A 24,799-nucleotide genomic window follows, 5' to 3' on the forward strand; every position below is an offset into this window, starting at 1 on the left:
GAAATGTGAAAAAAGAAGTACGGAGTGATCAAATGTTATTAGATAAATTAGAATTTATAGAAAACAAATATGATGAATTATCAGTGAAAATTAGTGATCCATCAATTATGCAGAATCAGAATGAATGGAGAAAACTATGTAAGGAACATGCTGACTTAGAAGTTATAGTTAATAGCTATAGGGAATATAAGAAAGTAGTTGAAGATTTAAAAGCTAACAAAGAAATGTTAAGCGGTGAAAGCGATAAAGAGATGAGAGAAATGTTAAATGAAGAAATAACTGATCTCACAAATAGAGAAGAACAACTAGAAACAGAAATACAAATTTTATTATTACCAAAAGATCCTAATGATGATAAGAACGTATTTGTTGAAATCAGAGGGGGTGCAGGTGGCGAAGAAGCTGCACTATTTGCATACAATTTATTTAGAATGTATACAAGATATGCTGAAACTCAACGATGGGGCGTAGAAATCATGAGTTTGAATGAAACAGATCTTGGTGGTTTTAAAGAAGTTGTTTTTATGATAAAAGGTAATGGAGCTTATTCTAAATTAAAATATGAAAGTGGAGTTCATAGAGTTCAAAGAGTACCAGATACTGAATCAAGTGGAAGGATTCATACGTCAACAGCTACAGTAGCAGTGCTACCAGAAGTTGATGATGTTGAAATAGAAGTTGCAGATAAAGATGTTAGAATAGACGTATTTAGAGCTTCAGGAAATGGAGGACAGTGCGTTAATACTACAGACTCGGCTGTAAGAATTACTCACTTGCCTACAGGGCTTGTAGTTTCATGTCAAGATGAAAAGTCACAATTAAAAAATAAAGAAAAAGCTATGAAAGTTTTAAAATCAAGATTATATGAACAGGCAGAAAGAGAAAGAGCACAAGGAATAGCAGAAGACAGAAAGAGTCAAGTTGGAACTGGGGATAGAAGTGAAAGAATTAGAACATATAATTATCCTCAAGGAAGAATTACAGACCACAGAATAGGACTAACTTTATATAAGTTAGATACATTTTTGGGTGGAGATATTGATGAAATGATAAATGCACTTATTACAGCTGACCAAGCTGAAAAGATGAAATTAATGGGAAACACACAAATGTAATAACTATAAAGCAAAGCCTTGCATTTTATATATGTAGGGCTTTAAAAGTACATTGGAGATTGATTATGGATATATATAAGGCTGTAAAAAAAGAGCGATTACATTTAAAAATTTTCTTAATTACCATGGTTATTATTGCGTTTTTTCTTCCAACAGTTCTAATAATAACCGGATTAACTACTATTTTTTATATTAGTTATGTGATTTTTATAGAATTTTTAATAGTTATAGCTATTATAATTAAGATGAATGCCTATATTGTTGAATATAGGTGCTTAAATAATAGGTTGATTTTCAAGGTCGGTATTTCCATTAAAGAATATTTAATTATATGTGATAAAGTTGTACTGGTACATACAAATAAATCTGACTATGATTTAGAAATAGTTTTAATAACAAATGTTGTTTTTAAAAATAAGGGATTGAGACCTGTTGATGATGGGTTTTTAAGAAGATATCCACAAATTATTGAAGATTATAATTCTATAAAACAATTAAATTCTCAGAAAGAGTATTATTTTCAAGTAATAAAAAGAGGTGGACTAAAGAAGTATTTATTATTAGATTCAATATATAGGAATTGCGTTAAAGCTATTTACACTGATGAAAGTATACAAAATATAAAAATATCAAGAGGCCAGCTTATAGTTTAATCAGGAATTTTTTTATAAACAATAAGTTTAGAATTAGGGGAAGAAGGTAATATGTTTGAAAACTAAAATTAGTATGATCAAAAATGTTAGTGAGGATGAAGAGAAAATAAGAGAAGCTGCTGAATGTATAAAAAATGGCGGTACTGTAGTTTTTCCTACGGAGACAGTTTATGGATTGGGTGCAGATGCACTTAATGAAGAAGCGGTAGAAAAAATATTTAAGGCCAAAGGAAGACCGCAAGATAATCCACTCATAATTCATGTTTCGTCGAAGAAACTTGATCTATATGCAAAAGAAATACCAAAAGTAGCTGATGAACTTATAAATAGATTTTGGCCAGGACCACTCACAATAATTTTGAGTAAGAAAGATATAATACCTAATGTAACAAGTGCTAATTTAAACTCTATCGGAATAAGAATGCCTGATAATGAAGTAGCTAGAAAACTAATTGAATTATCTCAGACAACTATAGCAGCACCTTCTGCTAATATAAGTGGGAGACCGAGTCCAACAGATTTTCAGAGATGCATAGAGGATCTTGATGGGAAGGTTGATCATATTCTTGGAGGAGAACAGAGTGACATAGGTGTTGAATCTACTATAGTGGATTGCACAGTAGTACCACCTATAGTTTTACGACCAGGTGGTATTACATTAGAGATGCTTAGAGAAGTTGACCCAAGAATTGAAATAGATAAAGCTATAATGGAAAAACCAAGCGAAAACTTAAAGCCAAAGGCTCCTGGAATGAAGTATAAGCATTATGCACCAAATGCTAAAGTTACAATAATTTCTGGGGAAAGAAAAAAAACTATTGAAAAAATCCGTGAAATGGTACACTATAATATAGAAAAAGGTAAAAAAGTATGTATCCTCACTGTTGAAGAAAATGTTGATGAATATACAGAAGGAACTAGTATAGTATTGGGTAGTCTAAGTGATTTATCAACAGTTGCTAGAAGTTTATTTGAAGCATTGAGAAAGTGTGATGACCTAGGAGCGGATTTAGTTTTTGCAGAAGGATATGAAGAAAAAGGTGTAGGGGTAGCTATTATGAATAGATTAAATAAAGCTGCTGGATTTGATATCATAAATGTATAATAATTATGCATGTTGAAAAATCACAAAATAAATTAGGAGATGATTTAATTATGAAAATTGCAATTGGATGCGATCATGGTGGATTTGAACTTAAAAATGAAATCATAAAGTTTTTAGAAAGTGAAAAGCATGAGATTAAGGATTTTGGTACATATTCAACAGGTTCTTGCGATTATCCGGATATTGCATTACCAGTAGCAGAAGCGGTTGCTGCAAAGGAATATGAGTTTGGTATATTAATATGTGGTACAGGAATAGGAATTGGTATTGCGGCCAATAAGGTACCAGGAATTAGAGCAGCACTATGTTCAGATACATTTAGTGCCCATGCAACAAGAGAACACAATAATGCTAATATATTAACTATGGGCCAAAGAGTTGTTGGAGCAGGTCTTGCTTTAGATATAGTAAAAACATTTATATCAGCTAAATTTGAAGGAGATAGGCACCAAAAAAGAATAGATAAGATTTCAGATATTGAAAAAAAGTATACACATTAGAAAAAAGCAGCTATGTTGCAACCAAGATCATTTAGATTAGAAAAAAGCAGCTATGCTACAACAATATTAATTTATATTATTAGAAAGCTAAATGGGGTATATAAATATAAAGGGCTATAAATACTAAAAGCAAACTTGGAGGAATAATAATGAGCAAAGTTATAGAAATAAATCATCCACTAATATTACATAAGTTGGCAATCTTAAGAGATGAAAAAACAGGTTCAAAGGATTTTAGAAAATTAGTAGAAGAAATCTCAATGTTAATGGCGTATGAAGTCACACGAGATTTAAATACGGAAGAAGTAGAAGTGAAAACACCAGTAGCAGTTACTAAATGTAAAATGCTTTCAGGAAAGAAAATGGCTGTAGTTCCTATTTTAAGAGCTGGTCTTGGAATGGTTGATGGAGTACTTAATTTAATACCGGCAGCTAAGGTTGGACATATTGGATTATATAGAGATGAGAAAACACTTCAACCAGTTGAATATTTTTGTAAAATGCCACAGGATATTGCAGAAAGAGATATTATAGTAGTTGATCCAATGCTTGCTACAGGTGGATCTGCAATAGATGCTTTAACTATGTTAAAAAATAGAGGGGCAAAAAATTTAAAATTAATGTGCTTGGTTGGAGCACCAGAAGGTATAGAAGCTATTAAAAAAGCACATGATGATGTTGATATATACTTAGCATCAATTGATGAAAAATTAAATGAACATGGATATATTGTTCCAGGTCTTGGTGATGCTGGAGATAGATTATTTGGTACTAAGTAATTAGTAATTTATTAGAATTAAAAGCTATCTACATAAGTTTCTGAATGACCCAAGATAATTTTACTGGGGGGAATATAGAAAATGGAGAGACGAGATAAGAAAAATTATTACTTGGATATTGCTGAAACAGTTTTAGAGAGAGGAACTTGTCTAAGGAGAAACTATGGTTCTATAATTGTTAAAAATGATGAAATAATTTCTACTGGATACACAGGAGCACCTAGAGGTAGAAAAAATTGCATGGACTTGAATAGTTGCATAAGAGAAAAGTTGAAAGTTCCAAGAGGTACTCATTATGAGTTGTGCAGGAGTGTACATAGTGAAGCTAATGCAATAATAAGCGCTTCTAGAAGAGATATGATTGGAGCTACATTATATTTGGTAGGACGAGATGCAAAAACAAGAGAATATGTAAGGGATGCAAACTCTTGCTCCATGTGTAAGAGATTGATAATTAATGCTGGAATTTCTAATGTTATTATAAGGGATTCAAAGCAGGAGTATAGAGAAATAAGTGTAGATTCATGGATAGAAGACGATGACTCTCTAAGAATAGTAAAAGACGCAGGATATTAATTTTTTAGAATTTGCATATTTGAATAAATCCAACAAGCATTGCGAGTTGGATTTATTTTTAAAGTATAAACTTTACCAGATAGCTAGTATGCGTAATACGCTTTTTCCTTTAATGAGGAGATAACGGCTGCACTGCGCTGGATAAGTTTCAATTAATATTCAGATGGAGGCTGAACTACGCCTGAATTAAGCTTAACTTGATTTTAAATATACATAAAGACAGTACTTAGAAATAGAATGAGAAAAATCTATAATTGCTTAAATATAGGAGGAAATAATTTGAGTACAAAGAAAATTATTACGATTTTTGGAACTAGACCTGAGGCTATAAAAATGGCACCTTTAGTAAAGGAATTAGAAAGAAGAGAAGAGATTGAATCGAAAGTTTGCGTGACAGCTCAGCACAGAGAAATGTTAGATCAAGTTTTAGAGTTATTTGACATAAAACCTGATTTTGATTTAAATATAATGAAGACAAAACAGACTTTAACAGGAATTACGAGTAGAGTTTTAGAGGGGTTAGAGGAAGTTTTTAAAGAAGAAAAGCCAGATATGATATTAGTTCATGGAGATACTACAACTACATTTGCAGGTTCTTTAGCTGCATTCTATCAGCAAATTAAAGTTGGGCATGTTGAAGCTGGTCTAAGGACTTTTAATAAGTATTTTCCTTTTCCAGAGGAAATGAATAGAAAGCTTACAGGAAGTCTAGCTGATCTACATTTTGCACCAACTAAAGGTTCGAAGGAAAACTTACTAAGGGAAGGAATAAATGCGAGTGATATATATGTTACAGGAAATACTGTAATCGATGCTATGAAACATACAGTTGAAGATGATTACGTCTTTGAAAACGAAGAGCTAAATAATATTGATTTTAGTAAGAAAGTAATAATGATCACTGCTCATAGAAGAGAAAACTGGGGAGAAGGAATCCAAAATATATGTATAGCACTAAACAAAATAGTTGAACAGAATGAAGACGTAGAATTAGTGTACTTAGTTCATTTGAATCCTGTAGTTAAAGATGTAGTTTATGAGAGACTTGGAGGAAAAGAAAGAATTCACTTGCTGTCACCATTAGATACTAAGGAAACTCATAATTTGATGAATAAATCGTTTATGGTTATGACAGATTCAGGGGGATTGCAAGAGGAAGCACCACATTTAGCAAAGCCTGTACTTGTGTTGAGAGACGTTACTGAAAGACCAGAAGCTGTAGAGGCAGGCACCGTTAAGTTGGTTGGAACTAATATAGATCAAATAGTATCAGAGGCAAACGAATTACTTAGAAACCCTGATGCTTATTGTAAAATGAGTAAATCTATAAATCCTTATGGAGATGGAATTGCATCAAGAAGAATAGCAGATGCTATATTAAAATATTTTGGTTTGACAACAAGAGAAGTAGAAGAATTTAAAAGATAAAGTTTGTTTAAATTTTAACAATTTATGCTTGATAAAAGAAATAATAAAAGGTATAATTTAGTTATGTTAATAATTTAACGAAAGTTAATAAAATAATCTATAAAATTTTAGGAGGTCAAACATGAGAGATGTAGTTATTGTAAGTGCAGTAAGAACAGCGTTAGGTAGTTTTGGTGGAGCATTAAAGGATGTCTCAGCAGTAGATTTAGGAGCTTTAGTAATTAAAGAAGCCGTAAATAGAGCTGGAGTAAAACCTGAATTAATTGAAGAAGTTATTATGGGTAATGTAATTCAAGCTGGTCTTGGTCAAAATACTGCAAGACAGTCAACAATAAAAGCTGGATTACCACAAGAAGTTTCAGCTATGACTATTAATAAGGTTTGTGGATCAGGTCTTAGAGCAGTTAGTTTAGCAGCTCAAATGATTAAAGCAGGAGATGCTGATGTTGTTGTTGCTGGAGGTATGGAAAATATGTCAGCTGCTCCATATGCATTGGACAAAGCAAGATGGGGACAAAGAATGGGCGATGGTAAATTAGTTGATACAATGATAAAAGACGCATTATGGGATGCTTTTAACAACTATCATATGGGAGTTACAGCTGAAAATATTGCTAAACAATGGGGATTAACTAGAGAAGAACAAGATGCTTTCTCAGCTTCATCTCAACAAAAAGCTGAAGCAGCAATCAAGTCAGGAAGATTTAAAGATGAAATAGTTCCAGTTGTTATTCCTCAAAGAAAGGGAGAACCAAAAGTATTTGATACAGATGAATTCCCAAGATTCGGAACAACAGCAGAAACTTTAGCTAAATTAAAGCCAGCATTTATTAAAGATGGTACTGTTACAGCAGGTAATGCATCAGGTATTAATGATGGAGCAGCAGCTTTTGTTGTTATGAGTGCAGAAAAGGCAGAAGAATTAGGACTTAAACCAATGGCTAAAATACTTTCTTACGGTTCAAAAGGATTAGATCCAGCTATCATGGGATATGGACCATTCCATGCAACTAAGAAAGCTTTAGAAAAAGCTAACTTAACAGTAGAAGACTTAGATTTAATCGAAGCTAATGAAGCTTTTGCTGCTCAAAGCTTAGCAGTTGCTAAAGATTTAAAATTCGATATGTCAAAAGTCAATGTAAATGGTGGAGCAATTGCTTTAGGTCATCCAGTTGGAGCATCAGGTGCAAGAATATTAGTAACTCTTCTTCATGAAATGGAAAAGAGAGATGCTAAAAAAGGATTAGCTACACTTTGTATAGGTGGCGGAATGGGAACAGCTCTTATCGTTGAAAGATTTTAATATAAATTAAGATTTAAAAAGGTTACTATGATAATTCTCATAGTAACCTTTTTTTATTAAATAAGAGTATAAAATAAAATGAAAAGAAGAAAATAGAAATGCATGTATTAAATTAGATAAAGCCAGTGGAAAATAAAATTATTATGTATATTCATTATCTGATACAAGGGTGAAAATATTATCAAAATAATTACTATATATAAATCAGTGGAAAAAATGAAAGAATTTTTAATCATATATTTCATTAAGGTGTTTTATATACTTCATAACATAGTTAATGCGAGGATTTGCTAAAAAATAATACATATAAATTTGGTAATTGTAGATTGAAAAAAAATAAATATTGAATAAGGATTAATTTCTATATTCAATAATATGAAATGCATAATAGTAAGTATAGCTTTATAAAACTTAAAAATAGTATGAATTTCACCAAATTTTTGAAAATTGATGACAAAATTTGTAATGAAAATGTTAACAAAAATAATATTTTGTAGATAAATGTTACAGAATATTCAGAAAAGTGAATTGAACAAGTTTTAAAAAATCATTAAATGAGAAAAATGAAGAAATAACCAATATTAGCTGAGCATTTAAGAGTATATGCAGTATAAATTCATTATAAAGTAAAAATAAGCTGATTTTACTTTCAAATAGTGTTTTATTAAAGATAAATATAAAGATATAATTACTGATATTGAGGTTAAGGGGGTTATGTATGAATAAAGAAGTGAATAAACTGCTTCTACAAACGGTAAAATATGATTTGGGGAGCGGATTATTGATATCTTTAGTAATAGTCTTAATTTCCACCTTTATAAATGCAGGAATCTATATGATAGGCATATGTGTTTCTTTAATAAATTTTCTAGCTAGTGGTTATATTGTTGGAAAGTTTTTGGATAAAAATAGAGCGTGGATTATAATTCCTACGTATTTTATTAGGATGGCATTCATAATTGCTACAGTATTTCCGCTTCTAGGAAATATGAAATACGTAATATATTATATGATAGGCTTTGTTTCACATTATGTACTGCTTATAGTTTTTCGTATTAAAGAAAATAGGAAAGGAAGTGTTTAGAGTGGAGCCCGTGATACCTATATTTTCACCTGAAATTTTTGGCGTTACAGTAGATATTACTGCAGGGATAATAATTGAATGGATTGTTATCGCAATTTTAGGGATAGGTTCTTTTCTATTAACAAAAAACTTGAAGTTAAAACCTGGCAAGACCCAAGCGGCTTTGGAAAAAGTATATCAAACAATAAGGGACTTTATGGTTGGTACTATGGGTGAAGAATATGAATCATTTCTGCCTTATATAGGAACATTAATGATCTATTTGCTAATACTAAATCTATTTGGATTATTAGGATTTAAGCCACCTACAAGTGATTTGAGTATAACAGCATCCTTCGCAATAACCACATTTTTAGTAGTGAATTTAAATGCTATTAGAAAGAATGGAATACTTGGGTTTGGAAAGGGATTATTACATCCATTTATCCCTATGCTGCCATTAAACATAATAGAAAGAATTATTTTGCCAATGTCTTTGGCACTAAGACTTTTTGGTAACATGGTTGCAGCAGTAATATTATTAGAATTGGTGTATCGTGGATTGAGTTCAATATCAATTTTTGCACAGTTTGGTATACCAGTAATATTACACGCATATTTCGATTTATTTGATGGATTAATTCAAATGATAGTATTTACAATGCTAACTATGATTAATATCAAACAAATAGCAGAAGAATAAGTTTAAAAATTATTTAAAAAATTAAAATTAATTAATATCTTAGGAGGAATCATAATGAGTTTAGGAGTTCTAGCAGCTGGTATAGCTGTATTATCAGGTATTGGAGCAGGAGTAGGTATTGGAATTGCAGCTGGTAAGGCAGTTGAAGCAGTAGGAAGACAACCAGAAGCATCAGGAAGAGTAATGACATTTTTCATATTAGGTGCAGCACTTTGCGAAACTACAGCAATATATGGATTAGTAATGGCATTTATGTTAATGAACAGATAATAAATTTGTATGAGTTAATTACATTGACTCCGAAGGGAGGATATAAGTAAAAATGGAAGTAAATGTATCAACAGTTATATTCAATTGGATTAATTTTGGTCTGATAATCTTGATTTTAAAACATTTCTTTTGGGATAAAATCAAAGGAATAATTGAAGAAAGACAAAATCTCGTTAATCAAACGATAAGTAAAGCAGATGAAGATGCTGAAAAAGCTAGAATGTATTTAGTAAAAAATGAACAAATTTTACAATCAGCTAAAGAAGAAGGTAAGAAAATCACTGAAGCTCAAAGAGCAAAAGGTGATAAACTTTATGAGGAAATTGTTCAAAATGCAAAAGTTGAAGCAAATTCAATAAAAGAAAGAGCTAACTTAGAAATTGAAAGAGAAAAAGAAAAAGCAGAATATGAAATTAAAAAACAAGCAGTAGATTTAGCGGTAGAACTTTCAGTTAAAGCATTAGAGCAGCAAGTAGATGAAGCAACACATAGAAAACTTATTGGCGATTTTATTGCTAAGGTAGGTATGTAAGTATGCAGGAGTATTTAGAGAAAAGATATGCGCTAGCTCTGTATGAAATTGCTGAAAAGAATAATAAAGTGGATGAATATTTACGAGACTTAACAGATATATGTGATATATTTGATGAAAATAAAGAGTTTTATGAAGTAATTAATCATCCTAAAATAAACACAGCAAAAAAGAAACAGTTATTTACTGATTTGTTTAAAGGAAAAATTGATGGAGAATTACTTTCTTTCATGATGATATTGATTGAAAAGGATAGAATTCTTCAGTTAAGAGAGATACTAGGTCAAATGGAAAATATTGATCTAGAAAGAAGAAATACTATAAGAGGTATAGTTAAAACAGTTGTACCACTTTTAGATGAAGAATTAGAACAATTAAAAGCTATCTTTGAAAAAAAGTACGAAAAAAATATTATATTTAATACTAAAATAGACAAAAGTCTTCTAGGCGGAGTTTATGTTAAAGTTGGAAATGATATTATTGATGGAACTATAAAATCAAAGGTAGAAGAAATGAAAGAATTAATGCTTAAGAAAGAATAGAGGTGAATCCATGAATATTAAACCAGAAGAAATAACTTCTATTATAAAGAAGGAAATAGAGAAATACGAAAAAGATATTAAAACAGTAGATTCTGGTACTATAATCCAAATTGGAGATGGTGTTTCAAGAGTTTATGGATTAGATAATTGTATGCAAGGGGAATTATTAGAATTTCCTAACAATGTATATGGGATGGTTTTAAATCTTGAACAGGATAATGTTGGTTGTGTTCTTTTAGGAGAAGAAAAAGGAATAAAAGAAGGCGATACAGTTAAAGGAACAGGAAGAGTTGTTGAAGTTCCTGTAGGCGAAGCAATGGTTGGAAGAGTTGTTAATGCATTAGGAGAACCAATCGATGGTAAGGGTCCTATAAGCACAAGCCAAACTAGACCAATCGAAATTCCAGCAGCAGGTATAATTGATAGAAGTTCTGTTAATGAGCCATTACAAACTGGAATTAAAGCTATAGATTCAATGATTCCAATAGGTAGAGGACAAAGAGAACTTATCATTGGAGACAGACAAACAGGTAAAACAGCTATAGCTATAGATACAATATTAAACCAAAAGGGTAAAGATGTTATATGTATATATGTTGCTATCGGTCAAAAGCAATCTACAGTTGCTCATATATTTAATACATTAACTGAAATGGGTGCTATGGATTATAGTATAGTTGTAAGTGCTACAGCTTCAGAATCAGCTCCACTTCAATACATGGCTCCATATTCTGGATGTACTATAGGAGAATATTTTATGCATCAAGGTAAAGATGTATTAATAATATATGATGATCTTTCAAAACATGCAACTGCATATAGAGCAATGTCATTATTACTTAAGAGACCACCAGGAAGAGAAGCTTACCCAGGAGATGTTTTCTATATACATTCAAGATTACTTGAAAGAGCTGCGAAGCTATCTAAAGAATTAGGTGGTGGATCAATTACAGCACTTCCAATTATAGAAACTCAAGCTGGAGATGTTACTGCGTACATACCAACTAATGTTATATCAATCACTGATGGTCAAATATTCTTAGAATCTGATTTATTTAATGCAGGACAAAGACCAGCAGTAAATGCAGGTATATCAGTATCGAGAGTTGGTGGTAGTGCACAAATTAAAGCTATGAAACAGGTAAGTGGTACTTTAAGATTGGAACTAGCACAATATAGAGAGCTAGAAGCCTTTTCACAATTTGGATCTGACTTAGATGCCGATTCTAGTAGAAGACTTGAAAAAGGTAAGAGATTAGTTGAAGTATTAAAACAAGATCAATATAGTCCACTTGAAGTTGGAAAGCAAATCATAATATTATATGCAGCTGTTAATGATTTCTTATCAGACATTAAAGTTAGCGATATAAAGAGATTCGAAAAAGAATTCTTAGAGTATGTTGATACTCATCATAGAGAAATTGAAAAATCAATTATTACAGGAAAAACTTTAACTGATGAAATAAAATCTATGTTAGAGGAAGCAATAGTTGAGTTTAAAAAGATATTTTTACAAGAAGCATAGCTTAAATTCTTAAGCTATGCCCTTCTTAGGAGGTGGAGATAATGGGCGCAGCTGGACTTCTTGAAATTAAAAAGAGAATTAAATCAGTTGAAAATACAAGAAAAATCACTAATGCAATGGGACTTGTTGCCACTTCTAAGTTAAGAAAAACTAAAAATGAGTTAGCAGTAAACAATAAGTTTATTGATATAACTGAACCTGTCGTAAGAAATCTTGCAACTACAGCTGGTGAAGAAGGAAGCAATGTTTATTTTGAAGGAAATGATAGTCAAAATAAGCTATATGTAGTAATAACATCAGATTCAGGATTATGCGGTGGGTTTAACAGTAGTGTAGTATCTCAATTAGTAAGTGAAATTAAAGATAAAAAGGATACTGCAAAGATTGTTTTAGTTGGAAGCAAAGGTCTTGGTTATTTAAAGAGAATTAAGATAGAACCAGTAGGAGAATATGTTGGAATCGAAGATGTGCCAACAGTAAGCGAAGCAAAAGAAATATTTGATAAAGCTCTTGAAATGTATTTAAATGGTGATGTATCAGAGGTGAATATTGTATACTCTGACTTTATATCATCAGTTAAACAAGAAACAAAGTCAGTTAAGATTTTGCCTATAAGTAAATCTGAAGGCACAACAGGATCATTTCTTATTGAGCCGGATTTAGATATAGTATTAGAAGATGCTCTTAATATTTATCTAAAAGGAAAAATCAGAAGCATTTTATTAAGTTCAAAATGTAGTGAACAAAGTACAAGAATGACAGCTATGGACGGAGCAACAAAGAATGCAGATGATCTATTAGACAAATTAAAGCTTAAATTTAATAGAATTAGGCAAGGTGCGATTACGCAAGAAATATCTGAAATTGTTGGAGGAGCAGCAGCTCAAAATTAGTAAGGAGGTATCTTATGCCTGGAAAGATGGGAAAAGTAGTTCAAGTAATTGGACCGGTAATAGATATAAAGTTTGATTCAGATTCTCTCCCAGATTTATATAATGCCATTGTTATTAAGGCGGGAGATTATGAATTAGTAGCAGAAGTTGAACAACACGTTGGAGACGATATAGTTAGAACAATAGCTATGTCAGCTACAGAAGGATTAAAGAGGGGAATGGATGCTGTTGATACAGGAGCACCTATTTCTGTTCCAGTAGGAGAAGAAGTATTAGGAAGATTATTTAATGTTTTAGGAAAGCCTATTGATAAGTGTGGAGATATTGAAGTAAAACAAGAATATCCAATTCATAGACCAGCACCAAGCTTTAAAGATCAATCAGTTGAGCCTGAAATGTTTGAAACAGGAATCAAGGTAGTAGACTTACTTGCACCATATCAAAGAGGTGGTAAGATAGGTCTATTTGGAGGAGCTGGAGTTGGTAAAACAGTTTTAATCCAAGAATTAATAAACAATATAGCTAAACAACATGGTGGTTTATCAGTATTTACTGGAGTTGGTGAAAGATCAAGAGAAGGTAATGACTTATATCATGAAATGAGAGAGTCAGGAGTTATTGATAAGACAGCATTAGTATTTGGACAAATGAATGAGCCACCAGGTGCCAGAATGAGAGTTGCATTAACAGGTCTTACTATGGCAGAGTACTTTAGAGATAAAGGTCAAGATGTGTTATTATTCATAGATAATATATTCAGATATACTCAAGCAGGTTCAGAGGTTTCAGCATTACTTGGAAGAACACCTTCAGCGGTTGGATATCAGCCAACACTTGCAACTGAAATGGGTGCACTTCAGGAAAGAATTACATCAACAGTTAACGGTTCTATTACGTCAGTTCAAGCTGTATATGTTCCAGCTGATGACTTAACAGACCCAGCTCCAGCAACAACATTTGCGCATTTAGATGCAACAACAGTTTTATCTAGAGGTATTGCGGAACTTGGTATATATCCAGCTGTTGATCCATTAGAATCAACTTCAAGAATCCTTGATCCAAGAATTGTTGGAGAAGAGCACTATAAAGTAGCAGCTGATGTTAAACACGTTCTTGAAAAGTATAAGCAATTACAAGATATCATAGCTATCTTAGGTGTTGACGAATTAGGGGATGAAGATAAGGCTATCGTGGCTAGAGCAAGAAGAATTCAAAGATTCTTATCTCAACCATTTACAGTTGGTGAACAATTTACAGGATTAAAAGGTAAGTATGTTCCAGTAAAAGAAACAGTAAGAGGATTTAAAGAAATTCTTGAAGGTAAATACGATGAGTTACCAGAATCAGCTTTCTTATTTGCAGGAACTATAGATGATGTTATAGAAAAAGCAAAAAAATTAGGATAAAGGGGATGAGCAATTATGGCTAATACCTTTTTACTAAAAATTATAACACCTGGTCGTGAAGTTTATAATGATCAAGTAGAAAAAGTAACTTTAAAAAGTGCAGATGGAGAATTTCAAGTACTTGCAAATCATCAAAGTCTAATATCTACTACGATACCTTGCATCGCGAAATTCAAAGATGCTAAGGGAAATGATGAAGAGTTATTTATTTCTAAGTCACTTGTTCAGGTTAATAATAACGAAATGGTTATAAGTAGTGATGCTGCTGAGTTTGAGGAAGATATTGATGAAGAAAGAGCGGAACGAGCTCTTAGAAGAGCAGAAGATAGACTAAAAAACTCAGAAAACTACAATAGAGGAAGAGCAGAAGCAGCATTCTTTAGGGCAAAGCAAAGATTAGCTCTAAAAAAATCTAATAGATAATATTACTATAAATTAAAGTGTACCATCTTTTATATAGGTAAATACCGTATAAAGATGCTACACTTTATTTTTTATTATTTTTTATTCTAGATATTGACAATCTATCACAAAATTTTAAGAAATTTATATTATATATTATATAGCTGGATAGAAAAGAGAATAAAAGTTAAAGGAGATGGCCATAATTAAGAAGATAAATTAAGGGGGGCTTAATATGAATATAAAAATGAGTATAGTAATTTTTATATTATTATCTTTTTTTAATATAGGTGCTATTTCCAGCGATATAGTCAGCGCTCAAAATTCATTCAATACTTTAGAAATGAAAGTGAAAGATATAAGTGAGTTTCAGGAAAATGGTGTAAAACTTCAGTATAGGACGAAAAATAATATTGCAGATGAAGGGTATAGAATAAAAGAAAGTTTACCCACAAATATGAATTTCTCTTATAAGGATGATGGGAATGATGAGTTTGAAGCGTTTAACAGTGATTTGGATATTAATATAAAAATATGGCGTGAAGATGTATATAGTTATGTTGAAATTATATTAACGAACAAGAATCCTAAATATGGGACAAAGTATTTGAAAAACATACTTAAGAATATTGAAAATTCAAAATTAGAAAATACGCAATATTTTCTTTACTATGAAGGTAAAGAAAAAGGATTAGATAGTGATTATTTTACAAATGGATTAGTCAGTGAATATAACATAAGGAAGGCACAACTTATGAAAATCAGTAATGGATACTCAGCAACAGGTTATTTGAACGATGGAGAAAAAATTAATTTTGCATTAGTTGATTATGATACTGGTTCACATATAATAATTGGTACGCCAATAATATTTACAACATATTAAGACATATTGAAAAAGCTTTTCAATATAACCTTTATTTTGCTTTGGGTATAATATAGATTTGTTTATTAGCGAAATCTTATTGGATTTATCTAAAGCAGAGTATATGTAATATTTTGGACAGTTATTTTTCATATGCTTAACAATTCATTATGGAGGATAATATGGAGAAAATAGTGGTTAAAGGTGTAAAAGAACTGAGAGGGGAAGTTAATATAAGTTGTGCAAAAAATTCAATTTTACCAATAATTGCGGCAACTATATTGTGCCCAGAGCCTATAATTATTGATAATGCACCTAAGTTAGAAGATGTTGAGGTTATTTGTAAATTATTAAGCGAACTAAACTGTGACGTTAATATTTCAAACGTAAATGATAGATTGACGATAAATACAAAAAATATAGTAGAAATGGATGCTAATGAAGAACTTATGAGAAAAATGAGAGCATCATTTTTAATTATGGGACCTATGCTTGCTAGATTTGGATATTGTAAATTATCATTACCAGGCGGATGTAACATAGGAAGCAGACCAATTGATTTGCACCTTAAAGGGTTTAAATTACTTGGAGCAGATGTTGTAATAGGTCATGGGTTTGTAGAGGTGATAGCAAAGAAAATGGTGGGTAACAGGATTTACCTTGATTTTCCATCTGTTGGCGCAACTGAAAATATTATGATGGCATCGGTCTCTGCTGAAGGAACAACTATAATAGAGAATGCAGCGGAAGAACCAGAGATCTGGGATTTAGCACAATTCTTAAATAAGATGGGGGCTAAAATAGAAGGAGCAGGATTTGGAAAGATAACTATAACTGGTGTTAAAAATCTAAAAGGAATTAGTTATACACCTATATATGATAGAATAGAAGCAGGAACATTCATGATAGCAGCAGCTATTACAAATAGTAAAATAAAAATAAATGGAGTAAATGAAGAGCATTTAAGACCTGTAATAGAAAAATTAAGAGAATGTGGTATAGGATTCAGCAATTACAAAGATCATTCCATTGTAGTAGATGGAAGGGGAAGTAAGAAGCCATTGGATATCAAAACACTTCCTTATCCAGGATTTCCAACAGATATGCAAGCTCAAATGATGAGTTTATTATCTATTGTTGAGGGAGTTAGTGTTATTACAGAAACAGTTTTCGAAAATAGATTTATGCATGTTGCTGAATTGCAGAGGATGGGAGCTAACATCAAGATTGATGGAAGAACTGCTATAATTGAAGGCAGGCCAAAACTTACAGGTTGTGAAGTTAAAGCAACTGATTTAAGGGCTGGGGCAGCGATGATACTAAGTGGATTAGTAGCAGATGGTGAAACAGTGGTAAATGATGTTTATCATATTGATAGAGGATATGTAAGTATTGAAGAAAAGTTTAGGAGTTTAGGAGCAGAAATATATAGAATAAATATATAGATTAAGATATGAATTATGTATATGCATAATTAGGGTTCGTAGTTATGAACAAGGTATAAAAATTTTTCGTGTAAATTTTATAGAAGAATTTACATGAAATTTAATTACCTATCCCTAATTATGCTTTTTTTATTCTTTAGGAATTTATATTCCAGTAAAATCTGCGGGTGAGTTATAGGAAAGATCAATTAAGAAAGTTATGGTTTATCTAAATTTGAGTAGTTTAAAGTTAACATAATTATTAGGCTAAGACAATATACTTTAGAGTGCAGGCTTTAGGAGGTAGAATATGAAGATAATTAATGCGAGGACTACAAGTATAAAGATTAGCAATAATGTGAAAATAATTGCAGCTATGACTTTGATCATTTTTACTATATTAATAGCATTACCAATAGCTTTCTTAGAAAATGGCAAAGGGAAGATTGATTCGTTTAACTTGAGAGACAAAGATATAATGAAGAGTTCAAAAATAACATTTCCCTCTAATGGTAAAGTTAAGCTATATCATAGGTCAGAAGATAGAGTTGAGGAAATAGATTTGGAAGAGTATGTAATGGGAGTAGTTGCGAGTGAAGTACCAGCTAATTTTGAGGAAGAAGCTTTGAAGGCTCAAGCTGTTGCAGCAAGAACATTTTATATGAGTAAAAGAAATAACCCTAATAAAGAAGAAAAAGAGAAAGGAGCTGAAATTTGTGATACAACCCACTGCCAAGTATACATGAGTAAGGATGAGAGAATCTCTAAATGGAGTAAAAGTGAAGCTGAAAGTAATTGGGAGAAGATACAAAAAGCAGTTCTGGATACAAAAGGGCAAGTTCTTACCTATGATGGTTCAGTGTTGGAATACCCTCAATTTTTTGCAACTAGCTCTGGAAAAACAGAAGATGCAAAAGATGTATTTTCTATGGATGTACCATATTTAAAATCAGAGGATAGTAAGGGTGAAGAAATTGCACCTAAATATAAGACAAGCACACAAATTCCTATAAACGATTTTATAGATAAAATTAATTCTAGATATAAAGGTGTTAATGCTAATAAAAGTAATTTATCATCATTAATTAAGATATTAAGCTTTACAGAAGCTGGAAGTGTAAAAGAAATAAAAATAGGGAATGAGACTGTTAAAGGAACTGAATTTAGGACATTGTTCAATTTGAATTCGACCAATTTCACATTAGACTTTCAACAAGATTCTGTAAAAGTCAACTGTAAGGGTTATGGCCACGGTGTAGGGATGAGCCAATGGGGAGCTAATGCGATGGCAAAGAGTGGATCGAAGTATGATGAAATTCTTAAACATTACTATAGCGGAGTCGAAATCCAAGAAATAAATTACAACTAAGGAGAGAGTATTTACGTTAACTTAGACATAGGTTTGGCATACCTTTATATAAACAATTGAATAAATGTAAAGAGGATACTTGTTTATTTTTTTATAGCAAGTATCTTTTTCTATTTTTGTCTATAACTTAGCATGGATTATATACTCCAATTAATTGAATTTTTGTATATCTATGTTTAAAAAAAGTGGAGATGGACATAATTTAGAACATCACTACTTAAAACAGAAATTATAAAGTAGAACTTCTTAAATTAGGGTCTAAATCCCTGATGGATATATCTATTGTTTAATAATTAAATTATATGTACTTTTTAACACTAGATATACACTTGTAAAAATAATTTTAAAATGCCTTTAAATGTAAATAATGCATGATAAAAAAGCAAATTTATGTATTATTTTTCATAAAAAGGGAACTATAACAATTGGAGGTGTTCATATTGGACAAAAATTTAAAAGAAAAACTTAAAAACTTATTTAGGAAGGAGGGATTTTATATCGCCTTATTCCTATGTCTCTGTATTGTAGTAACTGTTGGAACTATCTCTTATAAAATGCTCAACAGCAAAAACCAAGTTAATAAAACAGAAGACGTAAATAAAGATCTAACAATGAATTCTGGAAATGAAGGAAATTCTAATAATTCAGTTCAAAATGCTGAAAGAGTAGAGAATGTTCAAAATAATAGTAATAAAGATAATGCAGATAAAACAAAAACAGAAAAGGCTGCATCAGTATCTACAAATAATACAGTAACATTTGTAAATCCTATAGATGGAGTAGAAAGTAGAAAATATACTTATCCTGCACCAGTTAAGATGGAAGAAGGAGTTTTCAGAACTATTAGAGGTATAAATCTACAATCAACAGTAGGATCAGAAGTAAAGGCAGCAGCAGATGGTGTTGTGGAAGTTGCAGAAAATACTGGTGTTGAAGAAGGTGTTGTGGTAGAAATTAAACATGCTAATGGCCTAAAGACAAGATATGGAAATCTTGATGCAAACTTATCAGTAAAAAAAGGAGATAAGGTTAAAGCAAATCAAGTTATTGCAAAAGTAGGAGATAGCGCAAAGGTATTTAGTAAAGATGTATTTGGTGAATTTTTAAATTTACAAGTAATTGATGCTAATGGAGAACAAGTTAATCCAGAAAAATATTTTAATTTAAAATCTAAATAAAATTTTATGAAAATATATATTAGTCATTTGTTTTTCATTGAAATAAATGACTAATAAATCAAAAAATAAATGACAATAAAATGATAAAATCAAGGAAGTGGTATTTTGAAAGACTATATTGAAGAAAGAGTTTTAGATGTTGCAAGATATATCATAGATTCAAAAGCTACAATAAGAAAAACAGCTAAGGTTTTTGGTGTTAGCAAGAGTACAATCCATAAAGATATGACAGAGAGATTGTTAAAAATTAACCCAGAAATTGCTCAAGAAACTCATTCTATTTTGGAATTAAATAAGGCTGAACGACATATTAGAGGTGGAAAAGCTACACAAATGAAGTATAAAATTATTGAATCTTAGTAGGATTAAGTCTATAATATATTATTAGTAGAATTATGTAAATATAGGTATTAATATGTATTATAGGAGTGAATAAAAAATGTGCTTTTGGAGAACGGGGATAGACCTCGCAATTGACTTAGGAACGGCAACTGTACTAGTTTACGTAAAAGGTAAAGGGGTAATATTAAAAGAGCCCTCTGTTGTAGCTATAAATAAAAATAATAATAAATTGTTGGCTATAGGGGAAGAAGCAAGAAAAATGATAGGCAGAACCCCAGGAAATATTGTTGCAGTAAGACCATTAAGAGATGGAGTGATTTCTGATTACGATATAACACAAAAAATGCTAAAGGAATTTATAAAAAAAGCGTGCGGAAAAAGAAGTATAAGTGCACCTAAAGTAATTGTTTGTGTACCATCTCAAGCTACAGAAGTAGAAAAGAGAGCTGTTATTGATGCAGCTATGAATTCAGGAGCAAAAACAGTCCATTTAATTGAGGAACCGCTAGCAGCAGCCATTGGAGCAGGATTAGATATTACCAAGCCGAATGGATGTATGGTAGTGGATATTGGCGGAGGTACTTGTGATATCGCTGTTATTTCATTAGGTGGAGTGGTAGAAAGAGAGTCAATAAAAGTAGCAGGAGACAAGTTCGATGAAGCCATAATAAAATATGTACGTAATGAATATAAATTAATGATAGGTGAGAAAACAGCTGAAGATTTAAAAATAAATATTGGATCAGCATTTAAAAACTCTAGAAATCTAACTTGTATGATGAAAGGTAGAAACCTCATTACAGGATTACCAGATGAAATAGAAATTACAACAGAAGAAATCCGAAATGCAATAAAAGAACCTGTGGAAATAATAGTTGATACTGTAAAAAAGGTATTAGAAAGAACACCGCCTGAATTAGCCTCGGATATAATCGAAAGAGGAATATTAATGACCGGTGGGGGAGCTTTAATACATGGGTTAGATAAACTTATAGAGTTTAAGACTGGCGTAGTAGCAACTATAGCTGAGAATTCAGTTGAATGTGTTGCAAATGGTACAGGTAAAGTGCTTAATTATATAGACAAATTAGATAGTCAAGTTAATTCTCAGCAAATAGTTCTTATAGAATAGCTTTATAAATAGCAGTCATTAGTAATTTTACTACTGACTGCTATTTATTTGGTTGACTATAAAATGCTTAAATTTTAGGATATTTTCCGTGACTTAAACTATAGGCATCAATAAATATTTTAGATATAATTTTAGCCATATCCATAATGAATGAGAGTCTTATGCTCCGTGAAAAAAAGAATTCAGCATTATCACTAGAGTCTACAATGCCTATAACTGATGCAATTCCTACCTCAGGAAGTTCTTTTCCGACTCCTTTACCAGGATGTATGGCATAGTCCCTTATACGAATTTCACCAATATCATCTTCGTCACCTAAGCAGGCATCAACACCAATTATTGATGCATTAGGGTGATTACTATATATTTCATTTAAACGTTCATCTATGTTCAAAGCATGAATTGGAGAAGATAAAGTTCCATAAACAGGTAAAGGGAAAAAGTTTTCTGTGAGTATAGATCCAACTAGAGGACCTAAGCAATCCCCAATACATTTGTCAGTACCAATACAAACTATTATGGTGTCTTTTGATATAAATTTTTTAACTTCTAAAGCTAAATCATAATAAAATTTAGGATCAAGTTTAATATCTGGCTTGCTCAAGGGACATATACCTCCTTTATAAAATATATATATGAGTAATTAACAGAAGATAGTATAAAAAAATATTTTTTGGAAATTAATAGTAAATGAGGAGGTGCCTATGAAAAAAGTTTTAATATATTTAGTTTTAGTTCCTACAATAATAATAAATATGTATTTTCTGTTATATTGGCAACCGCAAGATGAAAATTCTGCAAAAGAAGTTGTTGTACAAGAAAATGTTTCATATTCGAAGCCATTATATAAAATGAATAAGGAAAAGGCGTTAAGTCAATTATCTACAGATAATAAAAAGGAACTTGAAAAGATAATAAAAAAATTATCTGCATTTGATATAGGTAAAATAAAAGAATATTATGAGGATACTAATGATAATGAAAGCCTAATAGAAATATTTAGTCTCTTAAAAAAGAGATTAACAACAGAAGATTATAAGAAAATTCAAGAAATATCATCTTCCTTTTTAGATATACAAGAGATTAACAAAAGAATAAAAAATAATTAAGATTACTATATTAAATGAGAGTATATTGTAGAAAATGAGAGCAATATGAATTTAAATTATCCATATGGGTGTATATTGGAGTTGAAATAAAATCGCTTTACCGATATACTAATCATTGTTGACCGACAAATGAGGCAACAAGATATAAAAAATAAATACGGAGGAATTCCCGAGAGGCCAAAGGGGGCAGACTGTAAATCTGTTACGTTTCGTTTCGATGGTTCGAATCCATCTTCCTCCACCAATTTATAATGGGCGCATAGCTCAGCTGGGAGAGCACCTGCCTTACAAGCAGGGGGTCACAGGTTCGAGCCCTGTTGTGCCCACCATTATAAAAAATGCTAAATCTAATTAATATATGCTGGCATGGCTCAACGGTAGAGCAGCTGACTTGTAATCAGCAGGTTGTAGGTTCGATTCCTATTGCCAGCTCCAATAAAATAATACGGAGGAATTCCCGAGAGGCCAAAGGGGGCAGACTGTAAATCTGTTACGTTTCGTTTCGATGGTTCGAATCCATCTTCCTCCACCAATTTATAATGGGCGCATAGCTCAGCTGGGAGAGCACCTGCCTTACAAGCAGGGGGTCACAGGTTCGAGCCCTGTTGTGCCCACCATTATAAAAATGCTAAATTTAATTAATATATGCTGGCATGGCTCAACGGTAGAGCAGCTGACTTGTAATCAGCAGGTTGTAGGTTCGATTCCTATTGCCAGCTCCAATAAAATAATGCGGAGGAATTCCCGAGAGGCCAAAGGGGGCAGACTGTAAATCTGTTACGTTTCGTTTCGATGGTTCGAATCCATCTTCCTCCACCAATAAAGAATAAACTTAAGTTTATTCTTTTTTATTTTTTATTTAAAATGAAAAATAAATGATGGAAAAAGTAGATTCATAATGTTGACTAATTGTACCGCATATGATAAAATACTTTTGAAAATTGAATTATGTTACTCTTATCAAGAGAGGTGGAGGGAAAGGGCCCTGTGAAACCCGGCAACCTGTATTATATAAGGTGCCAATTCCTGTAGAGTTTCTACAAGATAAGAAAATGATTGCTAAATTGCGCTCTTCTTATCGAAGAGCTTTTTTATTTTTTTAAGTTTGCGCATGCTTAAATTATAAAAGAAACAATTAATAAAATAGTTTAACTATTATTTATTGTATTTAAATAAGGTAAAGTTTTTATAAACGAGTACTATTCTATAAAACTATGTATAGTTTTTAATAAAATAATTTTATTCGTGAAGATAATTATAATATTTAAATCTAAGGAGAGAAAAGATATGAGAAGATTATTTACTTCAGAATCAGTTACAGAGGGACATCCTGATAAAATGTGTGACCAAATTTCAGATGCTATACTAGACGCTATTCTATCTAAAGATCCAATGGCTAGAGTTGCTTGTGAAACTTGCACAACAACAGGTATGGTTATGGTAATGGGAGAGATAACAACAAATTGTTATGTTGACATTCCTAAGGTAGTTAGAGAAACAGTAAGAGAAATTGGATATGATAGAGCAAAATTTGGATTTGACTGTGATACATGTTCAGTTCTTACATCGATAGATGAACAATCTGCAGATATAGCTATGGGTGTAGATGAAGCATTTGAGTCAAAAAAAGGTGAAAAAGATGAAGTAGAAGCAGTTGGTGCTGGAGACCAAGGAATGATGTTTGGTTTTGCAACTAATGAAACTGAAGATTTTATGCCGCTTCCAGTATATATGGCTCATAAATTATCAAGAAGACTTACAGAGGTAAGAAAGAATGGTACATTAAGTTACTTAAGACCAGATGGTAAGACTCAAGTAACAGTTGAATATGAAGATAATGTGCCAAAGAGAATTGATACTATAGTTATATCAACACAACATGATGAGAAAGTTACTTTAGAGCAAATTCAGGAAGATCTTAAGAAGTTTGTTATAGATGCTGTTGTACCAGCAGAATTATTGGACAGTGAGACAAGATATTTCATAAATCCAACTGGAAGATTCGTTGTTGGAGGACCTCAAGGGGATTCAGGATTAACAGGAAGAAAGATAATAGTTGATACTTATGGTGGATATGGCAGACACGGTGGTGGAGCTTTCTCAGGTAAAGATCCAACTAAAGTTGATAGATCAGCTGCATATGCTGCAAGATGGGTTGCTAAGAATTTAGTTGCAGCTGGTGTTGCAGATAAGCTAGAAATTCAATTAGCATATGCAATTGGTGTTGCAAAGCCAGTTTCAATTGAAGTTGAAACATTTGGAACAGGAAAAGTAGATGAAGATAAGATTGTTGAAGTAGTAGAAAAGGTATTTGATTTAAGACCAGGAGCTATAATTAGAGATCTTGACTTAAGAAGACCTATCTATAAGCAAACTGCTGCATATGGACATTTTGGAAGAAATGATCTTAACTTGCCATGGGAACAATTAAATAAAGTAGATGAAATAAGAAAAAATCTATAAGATAATTCTTAAATAAATTTTTATTATCAATATTTATATATATAATAAAAGTTTTTGTAGAATGGTAAAAAGTCGTCTTAAATATAGACGGCTTTTTATTATGGAGAAATTTATAATTATAT

At 31.5% G+C, this 24,799-nt stretch carries 26 protein-coding genes, 7 tRNA genes and 1 riboswitch; of the genes, 32 read left to right on the forward strand and 1 reads right to left on the reverse strand.

Annotated features, from left to right (window positions below):
* The first annotated feature begins 32 nt into the window (after positions 1-32).
* The 23 genes from prfA (at position 33) to mreB (ending at position 21,105) form a co-directional block, all read left to right on the forward strand.
* A complete protein-coding gene (prfA, locus tag ACJDTP_RS07625; protein ID WP_011967753.1) occupies positions 33-1,115 on the forward strand; it encodes a peptide chain release factor 1 in 1,083 nt (360 codons plus the stop codon).
* A gap of 65 nt (positions 1,116-1,180) precedes the next feature.
* Entirely contained in the window at positions 1,181-1,768 is a 588-nt protein-coding gene (locus ACJDTP_RS07630; RefSeq protein WP_011967754.1) for a hypothetical protein, read from the forward strand.
* 55 nt (positions 1,769-1,823) lie between these two features.
* Positions 1,824-2,873, forward strand: coding sequence for an L-threonylcarbamoyladenylate synthase (locus tag ACJDTP_RS07635; RefSeq protein WP_077304038.1), 1,050 nt, complete (start codon positions 1,824-1,826; stop codon positions 2,871-2,873).
* Between the two features lie 50 nt (positions 2,874-2,923).
* Complete coding sequence (rpiB, locus tag ACJDTP_RS07640; RefSeq protein ID WP_023974847.1) at positions 2,924-3,373, forward strand: ribose 5-phosphate isomerase B; 450 nt, start codon at positions 2,924-2,926, stop codon at positions 3,371-3,373.
* A 149-nt stretch (positions 3,374-3,522) separates the two neighbouring features.
* A complete protein-coding gene (upp, locus tag ACJDTP_RS07645; RefSeq protein WP_011967757.1) occupies positions 3,523-4,152 on the forward strand; it encodes a uracil phosphoribosyltransferase in 630 nt (209 codons plus the stop codon).
* Between the two features lie 81 nt (positions 4,153-4,233).
* Complete coding sequence (locus ACJDTP_RS07650) at positions 4,234-4,728, forward strand: deaminase (protein WP_011967758.1); 495 nt, start codon at positions 4,234-4,236, stop codon at positions 4,726-4,728.
* Positions 4,729-4,965: 237 nt separating this feature from the next.
* Positions 4,966-6,156 carry a non-hydrolyzing UDP-N-acetylglucosamine 2-epimerase gene (wecB, locus tag ACJDTP_RS07655; protein ID WP_406760868.1) on the forward strand — a complete coding sequence of 397 codons (1,191 nt, stop codon included), beginning with the start codon at positions 4,966-4,968 and terminating at the stop codon, positions 6,154-6,156.
* A gap of 121 nt (positions 6,157-6,277) precedes the next feature.
* The gene (locus tag ACJDTP_RS07660; RefSeq protein WP_406760869.1) at positions 6,278-7,459 is read left to right on the forward strand and encodes an acetyl-CoA C-acetyltransferase; all 1,182 of its coding nucleotides are present in this window, start codon (positions 6,278-6,280) and stop codon (positions 7,457-7,459) included.
* A 718-nt stretch (positions 7,460-8,177) separates the two neighbouring features.
* Complete coding sequence (locus tag ACJDTP_RS07665) at positions 8,178-8,543, forward strand: hypothetical protein (RefSeq protein ID WP_406760870.1); 366 nt, start codon at positions 8,178-8,180, stop codon at positions 8,541-8,543.
* A 1-nt stretch (position 8,544) separates the two neighbouring features.
* The gene (locus ACJDTP_RS07670) at positions 8,545-9,225 is read left to right on the forward strand and encodes a F0F1 ATP synthase subunit A (RefSeq protein WP_173715078.1); all 681 of its coding nucleotides are present in this window, start codon (positions 8,545-8,547) and stop codon (positions 9,223-9,225) included.
* Positions 9,226-9,279: 54 nt separating this feature from the next.
* Entirely contained in the window at positions 9,280-9,495 is a 216-nt protein-coding gene (gene atpE, locus ACJDTP_RS07675) for an ATP synthase F0 subunit C (protein ID WP_017209887.1), read from the forward strand.
* Positions 9,496-9,547: 52 nt separating this feature from the next.
* Positions 9,548-10,027 carry a F0F1 ATP synthase subunit B gene (locus ACJDTP_RS07680; protein ID WP_017209886.1) on the forward strand — a complete coding sequence of 160 codons (480 nt, stop codon included), beginning with the start codon at positions 9,548-9,550 and terminating at the stop codon, positions 10,025-10,027.
* A gap of 2 nt (positions 10,028-10,029) precedes the next feature.
* Positions 10,030-10,569: a F0F1 ATP synthase subunit delta gene (locus tag ACJDTP_RS07685; RefSeq protein WP_078115795.1), complete on the forward strand. Its 540-nt coding sequence runs from the start codon at positions 10,030-10,032 to the stop codon at positions 10,567-10,569.
* Between the two features lie 10 nt (positions 10,570-10,579).
* Positions 10,580-12,094: a F0F1 ATP synthase subunit alpha gene (gene atpA / locus ACJDTP_RS07690; RefSeq protein WP_017209884.1), complete on the forward strand. Its 1,515-nt coding sequence runs from the start codon at positions 10,580-10,582 to the stop codon at positions 12,092-12,094.
* A gap of 41 nt (positions 12,095-12,135) precedes the next feature.
* Positions 12,136-12,987: an ATP synthase F1 subunit gamma gene (atpG, locus tag ACJDTP_RS07695; RefSeq protein WP_017209883.1), complete on the forward strand. Its 852-nt coding sequence runs from the start codon at positions 12,136-12,138 to the stop codon at positions 12,985-12,987.
* Between the two features lie 14 nt (positions 12,988-13,001).
* Positions 13,002-14,393, forward strand: a complete 1,392-nt coding sequence (gene atpD / locus ACJDTP_RS07700) for a F0F1 ATP synthase subunit beta (protein WP_077837986.1) — start codon at positions 13,002-13,004, stop codon at positions 14,391-14,393.
* A gap of 15 nt (positions 14,394-14,408) precedes the next feature.
* Positions 14,409-14,816, forward strand: coding sequence for an ATP synthase F1 subunit epsilon (gene atpC, locus ACJDTP_RS07705; RefSeq protein ID WP_077837985.1), 408 nt, complete (start codon positions 14,409-14,411; stop codon positions 14,814-14,816).
* Between the two features lie 214 nt (positions 14,817-15,030).
* Entirely contained in the window at positions 15,031-15,681 is a 651-nt protein-coding gene (locus ACJDTP_RS07710) for a hypothetical protein (protein WP_077837984.1), read from the forward strand.
* A gap of 161 nt (positions 15,682-15,842) precedes the next feature.
* Positions 15,843-17,105 carry a UDP-N-acetylglucosamine 1-carboxyvinyltransferase gene (gene murA / locus ACJDTP_RS07715; protein ID WP_406760871.1) on the forward strand — a complete coding sequence of 421 codons (1,263 nt, stop codon included), beginning with the start codon at positions 15,843-15,845 and terminating at the stop codon, positions 17,103-17,105.
* A gap of 289 nt (positions 17,106-17,394) precedes the next feature.
* On the forward strand, positions 17,395-18,453 hold the full coding sequence (spoIID, locus tag ACJDTP_RS07720; protein WP_078115797.1) for a stage II sporulation protein D: 1,059 nt from the start codon (positions 17,395-17,397) through the stop codon (positions 18,451-18,453).
* 440 nt (positions 18,454-18,893) lie between these two features.
* Entirely contained in the window at positions 18,894-19,631 is a 738-nt protein-coding gene (locus tag ACJDTP_RS07725) for a M23 family metallopeptidase (protein WP_168982701.1), read from the forward strand.
* A gap of 105 nt (positions 19,632-19,736) precedes the next feature.
* Positions 19,737-19,991: a sporulation transcriptional regulator SpoIIID gene (gene spoIIID / locus ACJDTP_RS07730; RefSeq protein WP_011967773.1), complete on the forward strand. Its 255-nt coding sequence runs from the start codon at positions 19,737-19,739 to the stop codon at positions 19,989-19,991.
* Between the two features lie 79 nt (positions 19,992-20,070).
* A complete protein-coding gene (gene mreB, locus ACJDTP_RS07735) occupies positions 20,071-21,105 on the forward strand; it encodes a rod shape-determining protein (RefSeq protein WP_011967774.1) in 1,035 nt (344 codons plus the stop codon).
* Between the two features lie 67 nt (positions 21,106-21,172).
* Here the strand turns inward: mreB and yyaC are convergent, their stop codons facing one another.
* A complete protein-coding gene (gene yyaC / locus ACJDTP_RS07740; protein ID WP_077842704.1) occupies positions 21,173-21,709 on the reverse strand; it encodes a spore protease YyaC in 537 nt (178 codons plus the stop codon).
* Positions 21,710-21,809: 100 nt separating this feature from the next.
* Here yyaC and ACJDTP_RS07745 point away from each other — a divergent pair, with 100 nt between their 5' ends.
* From ACJDTP_RS07745 to metK, 9 genes are all read left to right on the forward strand, one after another.
* Entirely contained in the window at positions 21,810-22,214 is a 405-nt protein-coding gene (locus ACJDTP_RS07745; RefSeq protein ID WP_077842703.1) for a hypothetical protein, read from the forward strand.
* Between the two features lie 159 nt (positions 22,215-22,373).
* A tRNA-Tyr gene (locus ACJDTP_RS07750) sits at positions 22,374-22,458 on the forward strand.
* Positions 22,459-22,467: 9 nt separating this feature from the next.
* Positions 22,468-22,543, forward strand: a tRNA-Val gene (locus tag ACJDTP_RS07755).
* A 31-nt stretch (positions 22,544-22,574) separates the two neighbouring features.
* Positions 22,575-22,649, forward strand: a tRNA-Thr gene (locus tag ACJDTP_RS07760).
* Positions 22,650-22,661: 12 nt separating this feature from the next.
* Positions 22,662-22,746, forward strand: a tRNA-Tyr gene (locus ACJDTP_RS07765).
* A gap of 9 nt (positions 22,747-22,755) precedes the next feature.
* Positions 22,756-22,831, forward strand: a tRNA-Val gene (locus ACJDTP_RS07770).
* 30 nt (positions 22,832-22,861) lie between these two features.
* Positions 22,862-22,936: transfer RNA gene (locus ACJDTP_RS07775), tRNA-Thr, on the forward strand.
* 12 nt (positions 22,937-22,948) lie between these two features.
* Positions 22,949-23,033, forward strand: a tRNA-Tyr gene (locus tag ACJDTP_RS07780).
* Between the two features lie 135 nt (positions 23,034-23,168).
* A riboswitch (SAM riboswitch) is annotated at positions 23,169-23,265 on the forward strand.
* A 236-nt stretch (positions 23,266-23,501) separates the two neighbouring features.
* Positions 23,502-24,677, forward strand: coding sequence for a methionine adenosyltransferase (metK, locus tag ACJDTP_RS07785; protein WP_077839670.1), 1,176 nt, complete (start codon positions 23,502-23,504; stop codon positions 24,675-24,677).
* Positions 24,678-24,799: the final 122 nt, after the last annotated feature.

This window comes from Candidatus Clostridium helianthi (genome assembly GCF_045310795.1).
In the GTDB taxonomy this organism is placed as follows: domain Bacteria; phylum Bacillota; class Clostridia; order Clostridiales; family Clostridiaceae; genus Clostridium; species Clostridium helianthi.